Annotated in this window: 17 protein-coding genes, 1 tRNA gene and 2 pseudogenes; 11 read left to right on the forward strand and 9 right to left on the reverse strand. The window is 59.9% G+C overall.

The features are described from left to right. Positions 1–114: 114 nt before the first annotated feature. Positions 115–1,362 carry a polysaccharide biosynthesis/export family protein gene (locus tag ASD01_RS07465; RefSeq protein ID WP_063979501.1) on the reverse strand — a complete coding sequence of 416 codons (1,248 nt, stop codon included), beginning with the start codon at positions 1,360–1,362 and terminating at the stop codon, positions 115–117. Between the two features lie 301 nt (positions 1,363–1,663). Here ASD01_RS07465 and ASD01_RS07470 point away from each other — a divergent pair, with 301 nt between their 5' ends. After that, positions 1,664–3,013 (forward strand): oligosaccharide flippase family protein, encoded by a 1,350-nt coding sequence (locus tag ASD01_RS07470; protein WP_082572868.1) that lies wholly within the window; start codon positions 1,664–1,666, stop codon positions 3,011–3,013. A 284-nt stretch (positions 3,014–3,297) separates the two neighbouring features. On the opposite strand, the gene ASD01_RS36575 is transcribed toward ASD01_RS07470, so the two are convergent. The 4 genes from ASD01_RS36575 to ASD01_RS07485 all read right to left on the reverse strand — a co-directional run bounded on the left by ASD01_RS36575 (position 3,298) and on the right by ASD01_RS07485 (position 5,640). Then, on the reverse strand, positions 3,298–3,507 hold the full coding sequence (locus tag ASD01_RS36575) for a group II intron maturase-specific domain-containing protein (protein ID WP_244495212.1): 210 nt from the start codon (positions 3,505–3,507) through the stop codon (positions 3,298–3,300). Beyond that, positions 3,470–3,676: a hypothetical protein gene (locus ASD01_RS36580; protein ID WP_244495213.1), complete on the reverse strand. Its 207-nt coding sequence runs from the start codon at positions 3,674–3,676 to the stop codon at positions 3,470–3,472. Before ASD01_RS36580 ends, ASD01_RS36575 begins: the two co-directional genes overlap by 38 nt. Positions 3,677–4,363: 687 nt before the next feature. Next, entirely contained in the window at positions 4,364–4,576 is a 213-nt protein-coding gene (locus ASD01_RS35950; RefSeq protein WP_060643791.1) for a hypothetical protein, read from the reverse strand. A gap of 614 nt (positions 4,577–5,190) precedes the next feature. Then, a complete protein-coding gene (locus ASD01_RS07485; RefSeq protein ID WP_060643792.1) occupies positions 5,191–5,640 on the reverse strand; it encodes a winged helix-turn-helix transcriptional regulator in 450 nt (149 codons plus the stop codon). A 95-nt stretch (positions 5,641–5,735) separates the two neighbouring features. On the opposite strand from ASD01_RS07485, the gene ASD01_RS07490 reads away from it, so the two are divergent. The 5 genes and pseudogenes from ASD01_RS07490 to ASD01_RS37530 all read left to right on the forward strand — a co-directional run. After that, positions 5,736–7,001 carry an MFS transporter gene (locus tag ASD01_RS07490; protein WP_082584590.1) on the forward strand — a complete coding sequence of 422 codons (1,266 nt, stop codon included), beginning with the start codon at positions 5,736–5,738 and terminating at the stop codon, positions 6,999–7,001. Positions 7,002–7,176: 175 nt separating this feature from the next. Beyond that, positions 7,177–10,884, forward strand: coding sequence for a response regulator (locus ASD01_RS07495; protein WP_162250955.1), 3,708 nt, complete (start codon positions 7,177–7,179; stop codon positions 10,882–10,884). A 155-nt stretch (positions 10,885–11,039) separates the two neighbouring features. Beyond that, the gene (locus ASD01_RS34520; RefSeq protein WP_162250957.1) at positions 11,040–13,085 is read left to right on the forward strand and encodes a PAS domain S-box protein; all 2,046 of its coding nucleotides are present in this window, start codon (positions 11,040–11,042) and stop codon (positions 13,083–13,085) included. Then, a complete protein-coding gene (locus ASD01_RS35420; RefSeq protein ID WP_156553069.1) occupies positions 13,082–13,225 on the forward strand; it encodes a hypothetical protein in 144 nt (47 codons plus the stop codon). The genes ASD01_RS34520 and ASD01_RS35420 overlap by 4 nt, the downstream gene beginning before the upstream one ends. An 875-nt stretch (positions 13,226–14,100) precedes the next feature. Then, positions 14,101–14,310, forward strand: a pseudogene (locus tag ASD01_RS37530) (AAA family ATPase); the annotation flags it as partial. Between the two features lie 142 nt (positions 14,311–14,452). On the opposite strand, the gene ASD01_RS07505 reads toward ASD01_RS37530, so the two are convergent. Beyond that, entirely contained in the window at positions 14,453–14,956 is a 504-nt protein-coding gene (locus ASD01_RS07505; protein WP_060643794.1) for a GNAT family N-acetyltransferase, read from the reverse strand. Between the two features lie 3 nt (positions 14,957–14,959). Beyond that, positions 14,960–15,259, reverse strand: a complete 300-nt coding sequence (locus ASD01_RS07510; protein ID WP_060643795.1) for a type II toxin-antitoxin system TacA family antitoxin — start codon at positions 15,257–15,259, stop codon at positions 14,960–14,962. 158 nt (positions 15,260–15,417) lie between these two features. Here ASD01_RS07510 and ASD01_RS34535 point away from each other — a divergent pair. Next, positions 15,418–15,589, forward strand: a pseudogene (locus tag ASD01_RS34535) (integrase core domain-containing protein); the annotation flags it as partial. A gap of 53 nt (positions 15,590–15,642) precedes the next feature. Here ASD01_RS34535 and ASD01_RS07515 read toward each other — a convergent pair. Beyond that, on the reverse strand, positions 15,643–15,879 hold the full coding sequence (locus ASD01_RS07515; RefSeq protein ID WP_060643796.1) for a DUF6429 family protein: 237 nt from the start codon (positions 15,877–15,879) through the stop codon (positions 15,643–15,645). Between the two features lie 175 nt (positions 15,880–16,054). Between ASD01_RS07515 and tnpA the strand changes: the two genes are divergently transcribed. The 4 genes from tnpA (at position 16,055) to ASD01_RS07535 (ending at position 19,055) form a co-directional block, all read left to right on the forward strand. Continuing rightward, positions 16,055–16,393: an IS66-like element accessory protein TnpA gene (gene tnpA, locus ASD01_RS07520; protein WP_063979502.1), complete on the forward strand. Its 339-nt coding sequence runs from the start codon at positions 16,055–16,057 to the stop codon at positions 16,391–16,393. Then, complete coding sequence (gene tnpB, locus ASD01_RS07525; protein WP_060643797.1) at positions 16,390–16,737, forward strand: IS66 family insertion sequence element accessory protein TnpB; 348 nt, start codon at positions 16,390–16,392, stop codon at positions 16,735–16,737. Before tnpA ends, tnpB begins: the two co-directional genes overlap by 4 nt. 78 nt (positions 16,738–16,815) lie before the next feature. Continuing rightward, positions 16,816–18,468 (forward strand): IS66 family transposase, encoded by a 1,653-nt coding sequence (gene tnpC / locus ASD01_RS07530; RefSeq protein WP_060643798.1) that lies wholly within the window; start codon positions 16,816–16,818, stop codon positions 18,466–18,468. Between the two features lie 2 nt (positions 18,469–18,470). Next, positions 18,471–19,055 carry a plasmid pRiA4b ORF-3 family protein gene (locus ASD01_RS07535; protein ID WP_060643808.1) on the forward strand — a complete coding sequence of 195 codons (585 nt, stop codon included), beginning with the start codon at positions 18,471–18,473 and terminating at the stop codon, positions 19,053–19,055. Between the two features lie 160 nt (positions 19,056–19,215). Here the strand turns inward: ASD01_RS07535 and ASD01_RS07540 are convergent. Beyond that, positions 19,216–19,292 (reverse strand) — tRNA-Met (locus ASD01_RS07540). Positions 19,293–19,311 lie beyond the last annotated feature (19 nt).

Consider the following 19,311-nt stretch of genomic DNA (forward strand, 5'->3'; position numbering starts at 1 on the left):
TTCGACTGCCTTACATTACAAGCCGAGGCGGTGTTTCCTGGCTGCCATCCGCCTTCAATTCTACGCCTCAAACTACTCTCCTGTTCACGATACGAGGTATGGCGGGCGCTGCGATTACATTCCCGCGATCGAAACGACGATCACATCGCCTGGCAACACGTCGGTGAGAGCGCTCGCCTTGATACTCGTTCGCGCCTTGACCGGACCGCGGCGGATCTCGTAGACGAATGAAATCTCATTCTGCTTTTGCGTATCGGTGTCTGCTGCGGCCAGGAGCAAATACTGCTCCTCGGTAGTCCGTCGAACGGTCTCCAACTTCTTGAGCGTCGCTTCCCTTTCTTGAAGCAACGTCAGGATTTCCTTCTCGCGGTTGGCCTGTAGAGTCGCGAGCTGCAGTTTGAGATTTCCGAGTTCGCGGTTCTGGCGACCGATTTCCGCATAGATTTCAAGCAGTCTCGACTTCTCATTGGAGGTTGCGGTCTTTACGCGAGAAAGCTGCGACTCCGTGTTCAGTTCGCGTTTTCTGAGCGTGATGGTACGTACCACCTCCTGCTCATTAAGAGCGACCACCTCCTCCTGCTGTTCCTTGAGCTTACCCAGAATTACGAGGCTTGCCTCGGTTTGCGTCACCCCCTGCTTGAGGATTTCACTCTGGTTCATCGTCGACACCAAATCCGTCTTCAGGATTTTCTCTTCGAGCGAGATGATTGAAGCGATCGCCGCGTTGTCAATGTATTTCTTAACGCTTTGAGGCAAATCGGTGAGGTCGACCTTATCCGAGCCACGCAACTGTGCATAGAGGCGCGCTGTATAGATCCCCTCGCGCACGATCTCGACATCCGTTTCGTCAAGACTTCCGCGCAGCTTGGCTAGTGCTATGATCCGGTCCGCAGGATTTGTGGCGGCGGATTGCGCACCGCCGGCAAGGCCAACGGCCTGTTCGACTATCAGACCCGGATAGTACGGGAATGAGCCCGGGGCCCTGACCACGCCGACAACAAAAACCGGACGATAGGTTGCTACGCTTAGCGAAAGTTTCGGATTCTTAAGGACCTGACGCGCCAAGAACTCGTCGTGGAGCGTCTTGATCGCTCCAGAGATCGTTTGTCCCTCGATCTTCACGGCACCGATAAAAGGAAAAGCCGCCGCTCCATCGGCGCCAATCGTCAGCGAGACTGGCAGCTCTGCGTCGTCAAGGATGTCGAACGACAACACATCCCCGGGGGAAAGCTGATACCCCGCCGAACCCGCCTGCGCCATTGCTCCAACTGCGAAGGTCGGTATTGCCAAGGCAAATGCGGCGAGCAGGATTGAAAAAAGGTGTCTCGCGAATTGAAGCATTGATTGAGCCGGAAACCTCATGATTCCCTCTGAACAATGAATGAAACGGACTGAAACAACTAACGAATTACTTGGTTCAAAACCATAAATAGTAAGACACAACGCCAAAAAAATGTCGCCACAGCCTATTTATTCTATATGGGCTCATGACGGGCATTTGCAATCGAAAGAAATAAAGCTATTAATTTCTTCTCATATTTGATTTTACGCTACAAAGAAGATTTCACTCCAACATCTGCGCAAAAATAGAACTTTAAGCAATTGATCATTTATCATTTCATAAAATAGAATTGATTGCAACCTCAAGGCAGGGTGTAATTTTGTGAAGTTACTGAACATATTGCGAAAAAAAATAAAAAAGGTTCGTTCTGGATGGCATGCCGAATCGACGCTACGTGGGCGGTTAAAGAACATTACCCACTTGTTGACCGGCAACTTCGCGAGCGCCTTCATCGGTCTAGTCGGTTTCGCGCTTACAGCGCGCGCGCTCGGGCCCGCCGACTATGGTCTCTTAGCGCTATCGTTTGCCTATGTGCGAGGGATAGAGCGGTTCGTCAGCTTCCGTTCCTGGCAGCCACTGATAAAGTATGGCGCCCTCGCGCTGGAGACCGGCGACTCCGAGAGACTTAAGGCTCTCTTCAAGCTCGGTTTGCTCATAGATTTGGCGACAGCTTTTTTGGGATGGGGGCTTGCGGTCCTGATCGTACTGCTGGCCGGCCCGCTTTTCGGCATCTCCGACGAAATGAGCCGCTTGGTTCTCATCTACTGCGCGGTCCTGCCGCTCCAAGTGACGGGTATGCCAACTGCCGTCATGCGGCTTTATGGTCGATTTAAGATCCTCGCCTACGGGCAGGTGGCAGCGAGCAGCCTACGGACTTTGCTATGCATCGCCGGCGTGTATCTCGGATGGGGGCTATTCGAGTTCCTCGTTCTATGGATGGCCTCACAAATCTGCGGCAGCATCAACAGAAACCTCTGGGCCTTTCGCGAAATTCGGCGGCAGGGCTTACACGATGTAATGCGCGTACCGCTGGGCGACATTAGAAGCCGGTTCCCCGGCTTCTGGAGCTTTTCTTTTCAGTCCAACGTGGCGCCCATCATTCAGGCCTGCGCCTTTGAGTTCGATACGCTACTTGTCGGCTATCTCGCCGACCCGGTATCGGCGGGTCTCTATCACATTGCCAAACGTGTGGCCAAGATCGCGCAGCAGGCAGGGGAACAGGTCCAGGCGGTTCTCTACCCCGATCTAGCCCGTGCCTGGGCTACGCAAGAAATTACCGAATTCAGAAAGACAGTCAACCAAACCGGCTGGCTCCTGTTTGGTTTCGGGCTTTTTGCTTTATTTACGGCCCAGTTATCGATCGAGTGGATCCTTCGCATGACGGCCGGGTCGGAGTTCGTCGCCGCCGCACCTCTTGTCGTAACCCAGTTCGGAGCCGTCATCATGTTGTTGTGCAGCAGAACTTTGTTTTCCGCCTTGCTCGCCATGGGACATGAAAAGGCCGCTCTACAGAGCATTCTTCTGTCTGGCATCCTTTTTCTTGTCACGGCCCTCATGCTGCTTCCTAAGATTGGTGCGCTGGGTGCAAATGTGGCACATATTGTGATGTCAAGCACATGGTTCGTTCAGATGGCCATCGCGTATCGACGGCGATTGACTCGAGGGTCGTAGTCCTACTGCAATCGAGTGGAAAGTGCGCACCCAAGCTAGCACAGGTCCTCCTTGACGTGGTCAGACCTGTCCGGGAAGTATTCAAATGGTGACGATGGAAAATGCGGCGAGTGTCAGCAAACGTTGTGTGCCGCGAAGGCCCGTAGACGCTTGCCCTTTGGACCCCAACCCCTCTCGCAGGACGTGTGAACCTCTCGATTCACACCGCTCCCATCAGGGAAACGTATTCGTTCCAAATACTTGCCAGTGCACGAACAGCCTCGGATTTTCCCGCGCCAGTTTTCTTAAAAGAGGTTGGCTCGGGTCTTATGAGACTGAAAGCGCTTGAACTTTCGCATGACCCAAGCCCTGAGCTTCCGATTGACGTAGTCAACCAGCGTGGACAGTGCCGAACGACTGAACCGGCCGCAGTATGCTATCCACCCGCGAAGGAGGGGATTGAGCTGCTTGGCTATTTCAGTCAGCGTCCCCGACGTTTGCCGCGGAATGTTCAAGCTTTTGAAGGACGTCGCGCAGCGGCGGCGGAAAGTAAGTCCTAGAGGATATCCGATTCCAGATCTTGTAGAGATTTCCCGCAAGGTCTTTCTCAAACATCTCCAGGGTCTGCCCATCCACCCCGGCTGCACCATGGTTGGATTTGACCGCTTTGTAAGCTTCGTACACTCGCCGTTTCTCAATTCGAAACGGCTTGTCTGTCGCACCTATCGAAGTCATCCTGTTCCCAGTTGTTCCAAGCAATACGACCACCTGATCCGCCCCCTTTGCTCCGACCCCATTACAAGGTCCTCAACGCTCATACGGGCCGGTCCGCCCCAGTCTCCTGCATATCGGTACTCTCGCCTTGCGGTTTGCTCCGCTTGAGCTTCTCCCTTTGTATCAGGAGCCTGGTTCCTGCAGTTCCGCGTGAAAGCCTATGTCCAACTCACGCCCCTTCTACGCCGGTCGCCGCCCGCCCGGTCATCAGGCGCCCGACGGACTTGTCCCAGGATGACGAAACGGTCCTGGTTTCGACGACACTTTAGTTCATAACGACGCGTCCTCGGAGGGTTCACTTTCGTTCGTCTTTGGACATGCACCTGCTCGGATCTCGTCCGAACGTTTCATCCGACGCTCACCACCACGGCTCTTTACCGCAGCAGCTCGGACTGGTTTGGGACCCTCTCCGGAAAGCCGATCCGGGAGGGCCATCCTCCATCATTCACGCAGCTTCACGTTACGGGGTTAGTTCATACTGAACTCCTTCCGCGCCTCTGCAGCACACTCTCATCGATAAATATGATACGGGCTTTCCACAAACATGTCCTGGCTGAGCTGCCGCCGGCGCTCGGCCTGCGGCCCGACGTTCGGTATCTAGTCTTCGGCAACCCTCGCAAACCGCAGCTCGAGAATGAGCGGCACCGCCACCAGGTGGACGGCGACGACCCATAGCCAGATTGCGTCTTGCCATTGCTGCCTGACGACAAAATAGAAGCTCGAAAACACAACTGGGCCAGCGACCGATACCAGCTCACCGCCGCGCAGCCGACGCCACCACACTCTGAAATCGCCCTCCTTGGCTGTCATCCACCAGCCGGGGCGCCAGAGACTCCAGGGCCGGCGCGCCAAGTACGAAAACTGGCATGACGGCGAAGTTCATCCACTCGGTCGCGAATGCCTTGACTCTAGCCGGCGCAGTCGCAGGCGACGCCGGCCAGGATCTTCGCGCGCTCGCCGAACCATTTTACCGCAGGACGGGGAAGGAACGCTTGGCGAGTGTCTGGCGGACGCCGAAAGCGCAGCTATAGACCACTCCAGGACCGTTCCAATGAAAGGCGTCGCTGCCCCACAGAGCCTAGCAGGTGTAAGCCTCGGCGGTCGAGCTGAGTGTGATAAACAGGACGATGATCGGCAGCAAACCCTTTTTCGAGAAGGCCCAACCGAGCGGACGGAGAGGATTGAGCGCTGCCGGGCCGACTTCCTGGGAACGTTCGATTCCGTCAGAGCGAATATGCCGGCGGCAGATTTCAGGTGTTCGGCATCGCCGCCATGAAGGGCAGCCGCAAGCCATAGTCGCCAAGCCTAGCGCCAAGACGGGGCCGACGATTAAGCCTGTGCGCGGAAGGACGAAAAAGCTGAATATTCGTCTAAAGTTAGAACGGTTCACTGCCCTGGGGCGCGCGGGCCGGCCTGAAGCGACATCACGCCTCTGGAACCTTGATCAGCACTGTCCCTGCCGCATCGATCGGCCTGCCATCCTGCGTTCGGATATCGAGCTTAACCGGCAGGCCCGTTTCCTTCTCAACGAGCAAAGAATGTTCCTCACCGGGCTGGAACAAGTGCCTTTCGCCGAACTGTCGCAAGGCGACCATGACCGGAAAGAGGTCGCGGCCCATCGCCGTCAACTGGTATTCGACCCTCACTTTCGCCTCGCCCGCCGGAACCGTTTCGAGAATGCCGCGCTCGACAAGCGTTCTCAGGCGGTCCGTCAGGATGTTCTTGGCAATGCCGAGGCTCTTTTGAAAGTCGCTGAAGCGGCGGACGTCATCGAACGCATCGCGCACGATCAGCAGCGACCACCAGTCACCGATCGCATCCAGTGATCGCGCGCTGGGGCAATAGTCTTCCTTCAGCCGTCTGCGGGCCACCATGCATGATCTCCATTTGGATTTTTGGTTGCATTATGAAACCAAAATGATATCCATTCCTTGGTTTCATTATTAAACCATAACAAGGAATACGTCCAATGGATGGTAAAATTGCTGCGGCGCCGGCCGGCGCTGCGAACGATGTCCCGTGCCCGGTCGCCAGCGCCCGCCCGGCATCGCGGCTGACGCGTCCGATGATGACGCTCTTTGCCTTCGCCGCCGGCCTCGCGGTCGCCAACGCCTATTTCGCCCACCCCTTGCTCGACGTGATGGCCGCCGACCTCGATCTGTCGGAAACACGCGCCGGCCTGATCGTCGGGGCGACCCAGCTCGGCTACGCGCTCGGCCTGATCCTGCTTGTCCCCCTCGGAGACCTTTTCGATCGCCGCAAGATCATCATCTTTCAGTCGCTGCTGTCGGTCGCAGCCCTTGGCTTCGTCGCCCTTTCAGCCACCGTCGAAATGCTCATGGTCTCCATCGCCGCAGTTGGCATGCTTGCTGTCCTCACGCAGGCGCTGGTGGCCTATGCGGCCAGCCTCTCTCATCAGGCGGAACGGGGTCGGGTGGTCGGATTTGTCACCAGCGGCATCGTCATCGGCATTCTTTCGGCTCGCGCCGTCGCTGGGTTTCTGACCGATCTGGCCGGCTGGCGGGCGGTCTATATTGTATCCTCTGTGCTCACCTTTTTGATCACTCTGTTGCTTTACAAGCTGCTGCCGGATCAGCAGCGGGAAACGAGCAAGCTCAGCTATCTCCGCCTGGTAGCCTCCACCTTCACGCTAATCGCCCAGGAGCCGGTTCTGCGTGTCCGTGGCATCATCGCCATGCTGATCTTCGCCAATGTGACGACGCTGCTCACCCCGCTTGTCCTGCCGCTGAGCGTGCCGCCCTTTTCACTGTCGCATACCCAGGTCGGTCTCTTTGGGCTGGCAGGGATTGCCGGAGCACTTGCGGCCTCTCGCGCCGGACACTGGGCCGATCTCGGATTTGGTCAGCGCACGACCGGCATCTCGCTGGCGTTGATGCTCGCTGCGTGGTTGCCGATTTCGCTGCTGGACCAATCGCTCCTGTGGCTCGTTGCCGGCGTCCTCGTCCTCGACTTCGGCCTTCAGGCCGTGCACGTGACGAACCAGGCACTTATCTATCGCGTCCGTCCGGAAGCTCAGAACCGGCTCACAGCCGCCTACATGCTCTTTTATTCGCTCGGCAGTGGGCTCGGATCGTCCTTTTCTACCATCGCCTATGCCTATGGCGGATGGCATGGCGTCTGCCTGATGGGCGCGGCACTCAGCCTCATAACCCTACTGTTCTGGTTGATGACGGAACCCGCAGGTCCACAAGGCGGCGCGATGCTGAACGGCTAGTTCGCCACCACCCGCACTGCGCATGGCCGCCCTCGGCGGCAGGCGGTCATGCTCTTGGCCCGCCAGCCCTCCTCCGCTTCGCCAGACGTCTCGACATCACTCTCGCCGACCCTACGGAACCCTTCCCCAAACCGGGCGTTTAGGTTGCTTGAGCGTCATATCGGGGATCAACGCCATGTCAGACGCCGAAAATACGTCCGACAGCGATGTAGTAGCCAAGCGAAATGTGTGGCCCGCATCTCACGACGAGATGCGGGCCCTGATCGATGACTTTGACTGGGCGCAGACCCCGCTCGGACCGATGGAAAAGTGGTCGCCGACGCTGAAGATTATGATCCCGTTCCTCCTGCGCAACCGGTTTCCTCTCCTGCTGTGGTGGGGGCCGCAATATGTCTCGATCTACAACGAGGCCTATCGCCCTGTGCTCGGCGCCAAACACCCCTGGGCACTCGGCAAACCGGTCAGCCAATGCTGGAGCGAGATCTGGCATGTCCTGAAGCCGCTGATCGATACGCCCTTCCATGGCGGCCCTGCCACCTGGAACGATGACATCGAGCTCGAAATCAATAGACACGGCTTCCTGGAAGAAACCCATTTCACCATCGCCTACAGCCCCGTGCCGGACGAGACCGCAGAAAACGGGATCGGCGGCGTGCTCGCCACTGTGTCCGAAATTACCGATAAGGTGATCGGCGAGCGCCGTATCGTCGTCCTTCGGGATCTTGCTTTTCGCTCGGGCGATGCACGATCGCCCCACGAGGCCTGCGTGATCGCAGCGGAAACATTCAAGACGCACGAGCGAGACGTGCCCTTCGCCCTTCTCTACCTCGTGGAGCCCGGCCGCAAACGAGCCCGGCTTTCCGGATGGGCAGGCCTTGAACCGAATCACGCGCTGTGCCCGGCAGAGGTGGAGTTGGCGCTAAAGGACAGTTCCGCAGGCTGGTATTTCGGTGCCGACCTGAAACCCATGCTTGTCGATGATCTCGGACGCCGTTTCCCGCCGTCCGCGAGCAAAAACCATCCCAATCTACCACATACGGCAGCCGTGCTTCCGTTGCCCGCGGCCAACGCCCGCGATGCCGCCGGTTTTCTCGTGGTCGGCATCAATCCTCGCCTGAAGCTTGACGAGCACTACCACGATTTCTTGCATCTCATGCGAGCGCAGATCGCCAGCGCCATCGCCAACGCCCAGTCCTATGAGGACGAGCGTAAACGTTCCGAAGCACTCGCGGAGATAGACCGGGCGAAAACCGTCTTCTTCTCCAATGTCAGCCATGAGTTCCGCACGCCGATCACGCTGATGCTCGGTCACATCGAGGACCTGCTGGCCCGTAACGGAGAGCGTCCGGACGATCACGACCGTCTGCTCATTGCCCATCGCAACTCGCTGCGCCTGCTCAAGCTGGTCAACATGTTGCTTGAATTCTCGCGCATCGAAGCCGGGCGCCTGCAAGCACGCTTCGAGCCGACGAACCTTGCGACGACGACGGCAGAGCTTGCCAGCGCCTTTCGCTCGGCGATGGAAATGGCTGGGCTGAACCTGACCGTCGATACGCCGCCGCTGCCAGAACCGGCCTATGTCGATCGCGAGATGTGGGAGAAAATCGTCCTCAACCTCCTCTCCAATGCCCTCAAATTCACGCTCAGGGGCGATGTCGCCGTCAAACTCGCGGACGATGGCGACAATTTCGTCCTGACGGTCCGCGATACCGGCATCGGCATTCCTGCCAACGAGATGCCCCGCCTTTTTGAGCGCTTCCATCGCGTCGAAGGCGCAAGGGGTCGCAGCCAGGAGGGCTCAGGCATCGGGCTCGCCTTCGTCCAGGAATTGGTGAAACTTCATGGTGGAACGGTCTCGGCCGAAAGTCGCCTCGACGAAGGCACGACCATTAGCGTGGCAATCCCCAAAGGTAGTCGCGCTCCTGCGCAGCACCGCAACGGCAATGGCGAGGATCGCTCATCGACGACCGTCGGCGCAGCGCCGTTCGTGGAGGAGGCGCTGCGATGGCTGCCGGATCATCCGTCCTCGGATGCGGGTCTGCCGGAGGTCGACCCGGCGCCGCATTCGCCGGAAAAACGAAATGGCAGCCGCCGAACCCTGCTGGTCGTCGATGACAACGCCGATATGCGCGACTATCTACGCCGCCTTCTCAGCGCGCAATACGATCTCAAGATCGTCGGCAACGGCGAAGAGGCACTCGCCGCCGTCGGGTCGCAAAAGCCGGACCTGATCCTCACGGACATCATGATGCCAGGCTTCGATGGGATCGAACTGCTCAGGCGCCTGCGCACGGACGCGCGTACCAACACCGTGCCGGTAATCGTTTTGTCGGCGCGAGCCGGTGAGGAGAGCCGTATCGAGGGCATGCAGGCGGGCGCGGACGACTACTTGATCAAGCCCTTCAGCGCACGCGAGCTTTTGGCCCGGATCGAGGCGCACCTGAAGATGTCGCAGTATCGCATGGAAGCCGCGGAGACCCTGCGCGCGAGCGAAGAGCGTTTCCGTGCTCTGGTCACCGCGAGTTCGGATATCGTCTACCGCATGGGTCCCGACTGGCACGAGATGCGGTTTCTGCAAGGCAAGGACTTCGTTGCCGACACGGACGAGCCAAGTGACAGTTGGCTCGAAACTTACATTCCGCCTGAAGACCAGACGCTGATGCTCGCGCGCATCGGCGATGCCATCGACAACAAGGCCGCTTTCGAAATGGAGCACCGGGTCATTCGCCGCGACGGCGGCCTTGGATGGACCCATTCGCGCGCCATACCGATGCTCGACATCAACGGGGACATAGTCGAGTGGTTCGGTGCGGCGCGTGACATCACCGACCGCAAGCGGGCTGAAGAGACCCGGAACCGTCTGCTCAGCGAGCTCAGCCATCGGGTGAAGAACATGCTCGCGTCGGTCCAGGCGATCGCCCAGCATACGTTGCGCTCGGCCAAGAACCCCGCCGACTTTGCCGCAAGCTTCAGCGGACGCCTGCAGTCAATGTCGCGCATGCACTCGCTTCTGACCCGAACGGCTTGGGAAGGGGCTGACCTCGGCGACATCATTCGCGATCAGCTCTTGTGGGGAACTGCCGACGCGCGCCGGGTCACGACCTCCGGACCACCGGTGCGATTCGATGCGCAGACGGCAACGCATGTGGCGATGGTCCTGCACGAACTCGGAACCAACGCAGTAAAACACGGTGCGCTTTCCTTAAGCGATGGGACGGTGTCGATCGAATGGAGCGTAAGCGGCGATGCACTTTGTCTCAACTGGACAGAACAGGGCGGACCACCACTCAAGATGCCGCTCGGTCCAGGCTTCGGCACCAGCCTGATCGAGAAGGTCGCGACGGGAGGCGGCGGAAGCGCCCACCTGACGACCGAGGCAGATGGCATGCGCTGGGAAGTGCGGCTGCCGCTCGAGGCCCATGTTCCGCCGAGTACCCTGTCCGACTTGGAGGAGCCTGTGAGAGAAGCGCCGGCGGCCAACGCCCCGGCCGCGTCGACGAAACTGAAGGGAAAGCGAATATTGGTGGTTGAGGATGAAGCGCTGATCGCCTTCGAAATTGCCGCGATTCTCGAGGAAGAGGATGCTGAGGTCGCCGGCCCGGCCGCGACACCCGGCGATGCGCTACGCCTGATCGACGAGATGGCGCTGGATGCCGCCCTGCTCGACGCCAATTTGCGCGGCCAGCCGGTTGACGCGATCGCCACTGCATTGGCCGACAAGAAGGTCCCCTTCGTCTTCGTATCCGGCTACGGTCGCGAGGCACTGCCCCCGGGCTTTGCCGACACCGCTCTGCTGGCAAAGCCGTTCAACCCTCGACAATTGCTCGAGGCCGCGGCCCTGCTCGTCACCGAGCCCAAGTCCACACTTCGTTTCCGGCACTGAGGGAGCGCGCTTGATCAAGTTTTCTTCCCTTCGGACACCGTTGCATTTTGGCTCGCTTGCGGTAGCTTTTCAGAGCGCCGCGCAAAGCAGCGGCGTTTCGCAACGTGTGGCCATCACCGATGCGGTTCCACTTCGGGTTCGTGGGAGCGGTCAATATGCTGGTCGACAATTGTAGCGCGAACACCTCCAAACAGCCCTATCGCGAGAGCGAGGCGCGGTTCCGCGAGATCTTCGAAAATGCCGGCGTCGCGGTGTGGGAGCAAGACTTCTCCGGAGTTTGCGATCTGCTGGATCAGCTTCGCTCGGAGGGCGTCGAGGATCTGCGCGCCCACCTGAAGGCTCACCCCAACCGCCTGAATGAAGCGATCGCGCAGGTGCGGATCGTCGACGTCAATCCTTTCACCGTTGAACTGTTCGAGGCCAAAGAGAAGGACGAGTTGCTGCGTTCGCTCTCGAACGTTTTTCTGCCGGAAACGGCGCCGATCTTCCTGGAAGAACTGATGGCGCTCTGGCAGGGCCAGAGGCGCTTCGGCAGTGAAGCCGTCGTACAAACGCTACGCGGGCGGCGGCTGGATGTGGTCTTCACCGTCACGTTTGAAGGCGCACGCTGCGAACGCACCTATGTCAGCATCCTCGATATTTCCCAGCGCAAAGCCGCCGAGCGTCGCTTGCGGGCGGTCGACCGGATAGCCAAGGCAATCGCCAGCAACCTCGATCTCGATCATATCGTTCAGACGGTGACTGATGCCGCCACTGAGCTGACGGGCGCAAAGTTCGGCGCATTCTTCTACAATTTCGCAGACCCGGACGGCGAGCGTTACACGCTTTATACCCTCTCAGGCGTACCGCGCGCGGCCTTCGAAAATTTCCAGTTGCCCCGCAACACCGCGGTATTCGAGCCTACCTTTCGCGGCCTCGGCATCGTACGCTCCGACGACATCCGAACCGACCCGCGCTACGGACAGTCCGCACCGCATTTCGGCATGCCGGAGGGGCACCTGCCAGTGGCAAGCTACCTCGCGGTTCCCGTGGTTTCACGGTCCGGTGATGTTCACGGCGGGCTCTTCTTTGGCCATGATCTCCCTGGTGTCTTTACCGCCGAGACCGAGGCGACGGTTACCTCGATCGCCGCACATGCCGCGATCGCCATCGACAACGCCCATCTGCTCAAGGCAGCGGAACATGAGCTGGCGATCCGCCGCGCGACGGAACGCGCGGCCCAGCAACTGGCGGCGATCGTCGAATCCTCGGAAGATGCGATCCTGTCGATAGATCTGGACGGCATCATCACCAGTTGGAACATCGGCGCCGAGCGCCTTTACGGCTACACGGTAGAAGAAGCGGTCGGCAGCCCGGTCACGCTGTTGATCCCGGAGGAACGCCTCGGCGAAGAACTGGAGATCCTGTCAAAGGTTCGTGCCGGCCAGCGCGTCGACCACTTCGAAACCTTCAGGCAGCGCAAGGATGGCGGGCTCATCCCGATATCGCTGCGGATCTCGCCGATCCGCGACAATGCCGGCGAGGTCATCGGCGCGTCGAAGATTGCCCGCGACATCAGCGAGCGCCGGCAGGCCGAGCAGCAGAAGGACCTGCTGATCCAGGAGATGGCGCACCGGGTGAAGAACCTGTTCATGGTTTCGAGTAGCGTCGTGTCGCTGAGTGCCAAGGCCGCCGCATCCGCCGAAGAGCTGGCGTCTGCCGTCGTCGCGCGGTTAGGGTCGCTGGCGCGCGCACACGTGCTCACCTTGCCGACGCCCGATCGTGATGGCGCAAGCGAAGGCCGAGCGAACCTGCAGGCGCTGCTTTCGACATTGCTTTCGCCCTATGACGGCGAAACGCCACAGGGACTTCGCCGGGTCACGGCGCGAGGCTGCGATTTTGGCATCTCGCGCGCTGCGATTACCGGCTTTTCGCTGGTCGTGCACGAGTTCGCCACCAACGCCGCTAAGTACGGCGCCCTCTCGACCGCCACCGGTTCCCTCGACATCGAATGCATCGATCGCGGCGAGACCCTGGAACTCAAATGGACCGAACAGGGCGGGCCTCAGGTAACCCAGACCGAGACCGAGGGCTTCGGCACCAAGCTCGCCAAGCTGACGATCGAAAGGCAGTTCGGTGGCGAAATTCTCCGCCAGTGGCACTCGGAAGGCCTGATCATACGACTGATCGTCCCCAAGGACCGCCTGCAGCCGCCGGAGTGAGGAGCGCCTTTCAGGCGGCAAGCGCCATCGACGGCCGTGTGCACGTCATTCCGGCTTGCGGCCACTACGTTCCACTGGAGCGGCCGTCGGCGCTGAATGCCATCCTTGCGGGCGTGACCGGCTCTTTTGCCCTTGCCTGATCTGCGTTATCTTTTCCTGGCGGATTAAACGCCAAAAAGCCCGCCGGATTTCTCCACGTGGGCTTTTGGCTATGTGATTTGGTTGCGGGGGCAGGATCTAATCTTCACTTGCTCCCGAGCAAGTGAAGCCGACGTCAATCATAACTTGCAATCGACGCCAGCAAAGATGGTGGCGGGAGGGCACAACCATCGTTACTGGCGATCGAGTGGTGGCGGACATTTGCGTGTCGACGTGGCAACACATGCGCAGGAAGCGGCTCCCGAAGGATGCAGTTTTCTCTCAGGCTTATTCCGAGCAGCTGTGTAGGCATTTATGATGAGCCTGATCGTCGAATCCAATCACGCATGGCCATGAACTGATTATTGGGTCCCTCACTTCTCACAGCCAAGTGGTCGTTGTTCGACCCAAGGTAGGCCAACGGCGCATCAGATGGAACGGGAAATGCACGGGCGGCGATTGCAGACTGGCAATTGTCAACGGCCGGCCTGCGTTCCGCGCGGCTGCCTCGATTAGCCACACCGTAAGTTGGTCGTTGTCCACACTGTCAGGGAGCCAGACGGAGGATACGTTTGCCCTTTTCAACCCGCTCCACGGCACCCCCCGCTAGGATGACTAAATTGGTCATTCGACAGGTGCCTTCGCGCTCGCCGTAGATTTCGCTCATGCGCCGGTGGACTTCTGTTGACGTGCAATCGCTTTGAAGGGCAGATAAGCGCCCGTTCAATTCGGCAACCTTGCCCAAGAAGGGAATAGGTGGCAACGGCCATACCTGTTGGCCTTCACGCGGAACTGAGCCGGTTAGGCGCCTAATTTCCATTGAGGATTGAGCCATGTGAACCTTCCCTCAACGCGGAGAGCGACGAGGGCAACGGAGTCCACCAACCTCAGCTTCAGCGAATGGGCCACGGTCTTCGGTGACGCCAAGATAACCGCTTTGCTCGCCCGCCTGACCACCGTCGCCATATCATGGAAGCCGCAAAACGACAGCTTCGCTTCAAGGCTAGGTCGGCCGCCGCCGCACAGAAAAGAGGCGAAAAGCTCAGTTCCGCGTGGAAACCAACCGGCTTATCCTTACCTTTCATAAGAAGACGTTTCACCGGCTGGGTGATCCCAAGCTCGACCCGCGATATGAAGCGGTGCGTGTGTTTGCTGCGGAAGTCATCTAATTGATCCTTCGCGGTGAGATATTCCTCTTCTTGATTCATCGATATTCTATTCTGCTTGGCTCACGCCTCGGCCAGCGACGCCGCGACATCGGCAATCGAGCGGAAGAGGACAAGTGGATCGTCCTTCGACGGCAAGAAGCCACGCCGTTGCCAGAAACCGGCAGCTTCATCATCCACGGCATTGACCATCAGCGCTCGCCCGCCCACCAGACCGGCCGCCTGGACGCAACGCTGCAGCGCGTGTTTGACGAGACCCGTCCCAATCCCCTGCCCCGCCCATCCGGTATCGGTGGCAAGCTGGCCAAGAAGAAGGCACGGAACCGGATTGGACGGCTGGCCTGTGCGAATCGAGCGCGGCATGACCGACGGCACCACGGCCGTCGGCGCCAGACCATAATAGGCGACGACGCGCGCCGCCTCATGGACGACCAAAATGGCGGTGAAGCCCTTCTGCTGATTGGAAAGCGCGCGCGTCTTCAGCCAGTGATCGAGCGTCGGCTTGCCGCAAGAGAATTCAGACACATCATGCGCGGCGGTAAGCGGTTCGGGAGTGGATAACGCCACGACTTACCGCTTCGGCTCGTAGCCGGCTTCCCATGGTGCCGGCCGTTTCGCCAACTCGACCATTTCGGGAGCAGGCGCTGCCGGGGCGGCGAGAACCTCCATGAACGCATCGAAGCCTTCCGGGCTCATACGGATCAGGCTTTGCTCCATCACCACCTCCTCGGCCGCGCGCACGGCGGCATCGCGCACGAAGTCGGTGCGCGAGCGGCCGCGCAGCGTCGCCGCACGATCGATCATCGCGACATCCGCTTCCGGCAGTCGCATCGAGATGGGGTGTTCCTTGCGTTCCGCTGTGGTGGCCATGAGTCGTCTCCTTTGAAGGGAAGATAGGAGAATGTATTGTAATTAGCAATACAATAGTGTCATCCCCATGTTGAGCGATCACGAAACAGCGGCGTCGACACGACCGACCATCGGTTCGGGCGCGCGTAGGTTATTTCGCTACGCCCTCGCGCGCGGCTGTGATCAGTGATCATGGCACGGAGTTCACCTCGAACGCCATGCTGGCCTGGAGCGAAGAGAAAGGCGGGCAAGCCCATGCAAAACGGCATCTGTGAAGCCTTTAATTCAAAGATGAGGGACGAGCTCCTGAACGAGACACTGTTTTTCGGCCTCGATCACGCACGGTCATCCGCACTGTCCTTATTGACGTCAATAAGGACAGTCAGTGCCACCGCAAGGGACGGCTATTGCGGCGGCCGCGTAAACAACTTCCGGAACAGCGCTTCTGAATGTTCCAAGCCTTCATCGGTGAGGATCAAAGACTTCGACTTGTTGACCGGCTCGCGGATCATGCCCTTCTTGTAAAGCCGATCCGTTGCTGCCCAGTCGAATCCCTTCCAGGCGCACCGCTCGTTATGCAGTTCAGTCAGCCATAACAGCGCCAAAACGGCATCGTCGATCCTGTCCTCGTCGATCTCCATGAACCCACCTTACCACGCGCGGCGCTCAAAATCCTGCGGCCCTGCTCGGATGGATACGATACGCCGCCCGTCCCGCCCATTGCGTACCCCTCCGGCGGGGACCGCCTTGCGAAGTTCCGCGTCTCCCGTGAGTCTGCGCTCTTAAGAGTGGACTTAAGAGCGCATCGAGCAATTCATGGGACATGCAGTTTTGCTGACAGGGCCGGAGCGGCGTCGGCGATGGTCGTTGGAAGATCGCACGCAAATACTGGCGGAGGCTTTCGCGCCAGACGCGGTGGTCTCCGAAGTTGCACGCCGTTTCGAGATTTCGACTGGCCTGATCTATACTTGGCGGCGATTATCTTTGGCACGGGAGGCCGAGCCCGCCTTTCTGCCGGCCAAGCTCGTTGGTCCTGCCAGCAGCGATGCGGTCGAACCGGCCCTGTGCGTGGACTTCCCGAGTGGCGTGAAGGTGAGGATTGGCGCAGCAGCGCCATCCGAGCTGGCGGCCGCGATCATGCGAGCGCTCAAATGATCCCGATCAGTTCCGGGGTGCGGGTGTGGATCGCGAGCGGTCACTGCGATATGCGCAAGGGCATGCAGGGTCTGGCGCTGCTGGTGCAGGAGGGCCTCGGCCGCGATCCATTCAAGGGCGATGTCTTTGTCTTTCGTGGTCGTAGCGGCCGGCTGATAAAAGCCCTTTGGCATGATGGGGTCGGCCTATCGTTGTATGCGAAACGGCTCGAGCGCGGCCGCTTCATCTGGCCGGCGACGGAGAGTGGCGCGATCGCGCTGACCGCCGGTCAGATGTCCTATCTGCTGGAGGGGATTGATTGGCGAAATCCGCAGCAGACCTGGCGGCCGACCAGCGCCGGGTGAGCCGTCCGGAGCCGAATATTCCGGGACAAGTCCTTTGAAACTCTAGGCAAATCAGGGCTTCTGTGATTCACTTCGGACATGGAAAACAGCCCTGATCTGCTTCCCGACGATGTTGCTGCCCTGCGGGCAGAGCTCATCGCGGCACGCGCCAAGGGCGCCCAGATCGAGGCTGAACTTGCCGTCGCCAAGGCCAAGGCGTCCGAGGATCTTGCCGTCATTGCCCGGCAAAAGTTGCGCATCGAAAAACTCGAGCGACAGCTCTATGGCCCGAAGGCGGAGCGCCGTGCCCGGCTGATCGACCAGATGGAGTTCCAACTGGAAGAGCTGGAGATGGCGGCGACCGAGGACGAACTCGCAGCCGAAATGGCGGTGGCGGCCACCGTCAATGTCGCCGGCTTTATCCGCAGCCGGCCGGTGAAGAAGCCTTTGCCCGAGCATCTTCCGCGCGAACGCGTCGTCGTGCCCGGTCCGGTGAGCTGCCAGTGCTGTGGTGGCGACCGACTGCGCAAGCTGGGCGAGGATATCACCGAGACCCTCGAGGTCATTCCGCGCCAATGGAAGGTGATCCAGACGGTGCGCGAGAAGTTCACCTGCCGCGATTGCGAAAAGATCAGCCAGGCGCCGGCCCCTTTCCATGCCATCCCGCGTGGATGGGCCGGCCCCAATCTCCTGGCGATGATCCTGTTCGACAAGTTCGGCCAGCATCTGCCGCTCAACCGGCAGGTCGAGCGCTTCGAACGCGAAGGCGTTCCGCTCAGCCTGTCGACGGTGGCCGACAGCATCGGCGCTTGCTGTGCCGTACTCGATCCGATCCTCAAACGGATCGAAGCCCATACGTTTGCGGCGGAGCGGTTACACGGCGACGACACGACGGTTCCTGTCCTGGCCGCAGGAAAGACCGATACCGCCCGAAGTTGGGTCTATGTTCGCAACGATCGACCGTTCGGCGGCACGGTCGCACCATCGGCGATGTTCTACTATTCCCGTGATCGCGCGGGCGAGCACCCGCAGGCGCATCTCGCCGGCTATAGCGGCATTCTGCAGGCGGATGCCTATAGCGGCTACACCAAGCTCTATCTTCCGGATCGACGGCCCGGCCCGATAACGGAAGCAGCCTGCTGGGCCCATGCGAGGCGGCCCTTTTATGCGATGGCCGACGTCGAGGCGAATGCGCGCCGACGAGCGCAGGGCAAGACGCCGGCCGTCATATCGCCGATCGCGCTGGAGATGGTGCAGAGGATCGACGCCCTGTTCGAGGTCGAGCGCGACATCAACGGTCAAAGCGCGGAGGTGCGAAAGGCCGTTCGTCAGGAGCGCAGCAAACCCTTGGTCCTGGAGCTGGAAGCGTGGATGAAGGGTCAGCGAGCCAAGCTGTCACGCGATCATGATCTCGCCAAGGCCTTCGATTACCTGCTGAACCGCTGGCCTGCCTTCACCTTCTTCCTCGACGATGGGCGTGTTTGCCTCTCGAACAATGCCGCCGAACGCGCCCTGCGCGGCATAGCTTTGGGCAGGAAATCATGGTTATTCGCCGGATCGGACCGCGGCGGCCAGCGCGCCGCCGCCATGTACAGCTTGATTGTCTCGGCCAAGATGAATGACGTCGATCCGCAAGCCTGGCTCGCCGACGTACTTCACCGCATCGCCGGTTATCCCACGCACCGGATCGATGAGCTCTTGCCCTGGAATTGGAAGAGCACGACGCCGGCGGCGCACATGCTGGCGGCCTAAAGATGCCGGCTTCCCTGGTCCGTCTGAAGGTCACCCTCGACCACGTCGAACCGACGGTAATGCGGCGCGTCGTTGTGCCGTTCCGCATCAAGCTCCATCGCCTTCACGAGGTGCTGCAGGCGGCGATGGGCTGGACCAACAGCCACCTTTACGAATTCCGCATCCGTGACGTCGGCTTTGGTCTGGCTGATCAGGACTGGGGAGATGGACCGCTCGATGCGCGCAAGATCTCGCTGCTGGCGGCAATCGAAGATATCGGCGCGAAATCGTTCAAGTACCTTTATGACTTCGGCGACGGCTGGACGCACAGCATCAAGATCGAGCGCACATTCCCCGTCATCGGCCTTGCGGAGCCCATGCTCCTCGAAGCAACCGGCCACTGCCCTCCCGAGGACATCGGCGGTCCGTGGGGCTATCAGGAGTTCCGCGAGGCCCTCGCCGATCCTGCCCACGAGCGGCATGCCGAGCTCGTCGAATGGTGGGGCAGCGAGGACTACGATCCGGACAAGGCCAACTTCGCCGAGCTCAACAAAGCCGTCGACGATCTGGCAGCAAAGTGGGCCCGCAAATCACGCCGAAAAACCTGAAAGCCCTTCAGACTGCGGCCCTGGCCGGATGCTTACCCCATTGCAGCCGCAAGCGGATGAGTGGCTGGGGTCACAGCAGGACAGCAGGTCGCCCCTGTGTGCGCGCCGTTTAAACGTCAAAAAGCCCGCCGGATTTCTCCGTGCGGGCTTTTTTTTGATTTGGTTGCGGGGGCAGGATTTGAACCTGCGGCCTTCAGGTTATGAGCCTGACGAGCTACCGGGCTGCTCCACCCCGCGTCCAGCGCAAATCCCTGTG

This window comes from Ensifer sp. Root423 (genome assembly GCF_001426275.1).
Classification (GTDB): Bacteria; Pseudomonadota; Alphaproteobacteria; order Rhizobiales; family Rhizobiaceae; genus Ensifer; species Ensifer adhaerens.

Bases quoted from the DNA above. Each gene is read 5' to 3' on its own strand.
- tnpB (WP_060643797.1), top strand. From the start codon at position 16,390: ATGATCCCGATCAGTTCCGGGGTGCGGGTGTGGATCGCGAGCGGTCAC.
- ASD01_RS07510 (WP_060643795.1), bottom strand. From the start codon at position 15,259: ATGGCCACCACAGCGGAACGCAAGGAACACCCCATCTCGATGCGACTG.
- ASD01_RS07490 (WP_082584590.1), top strand. From the start codon at position 5,736: ATGGATGGTAAAATTGCTGCGGCGCCGGCCGGCGCTGCGAACGATGTC.
- ASD01_RS35950 (WP_060643791.1), bottom strand. From the start codon at position 4,576: ATGACAGCCAAGGAGGGCGATTTCAGAGTGTGGTGGCGTCGGCTGCGC.
- tnpC (WP_060643798.1), top strand. From the start codon at position 16,816: ATGGAAAACAGCCCTGATCTGCTTCCCGACGATGTTGCTGCCCTGCGG.
- ASD01_RS07485 (WP_060643792.1), bottom strand. From the start codon at position 5,640: ATGGTGGCCCGCAGACGGCTGAAGGAAGACTATTGCCCCAGCGCGCGA.
- ASD01_RS34520 (WP_162250957.1), top strand. From the start codon at position 11,040: ATGCTGGTCGACAATTGTAGCGCGAACACCTCCAAACAGCCCTATCGC.
- ASD01_RS07495 (WP_162250955.1), top strand. From the start codon at position 7,177: ATGTCAGACGCCGAAAATACGTCCGACAGCGATGTAGTAGCCAAGCGA.
- ASD01_RS07515 (WP_060643796.1), bottom strand. From the start codon at position 15,879: ATGGAGATCGACGAGGACAGGATCGACGATGCCGTTTTGGCGCTGTTA.
- ASD01_RS07535 (WP_060643808.1), top strand. From the start codon at position 18,471: ATGCCGGCTTCCCTGGTCCGTCTGAAGGTCACCCTCGACCACGTCGAA.
- ASD01_RS07465 (WP_063979501.1), bottom strand. From the start codon at position 1,362: ATGAGGTTTCCGGCTCAATCAATGCTTCAATTCGCGAGACACCTTTTT.
- tnpA (WP_063979502.1), top strand. From the start codon at position 16,055: ATGGGACATGCAGTTTTGCTGACAGGGCCGGAGCGGCGTCGGCGATGG.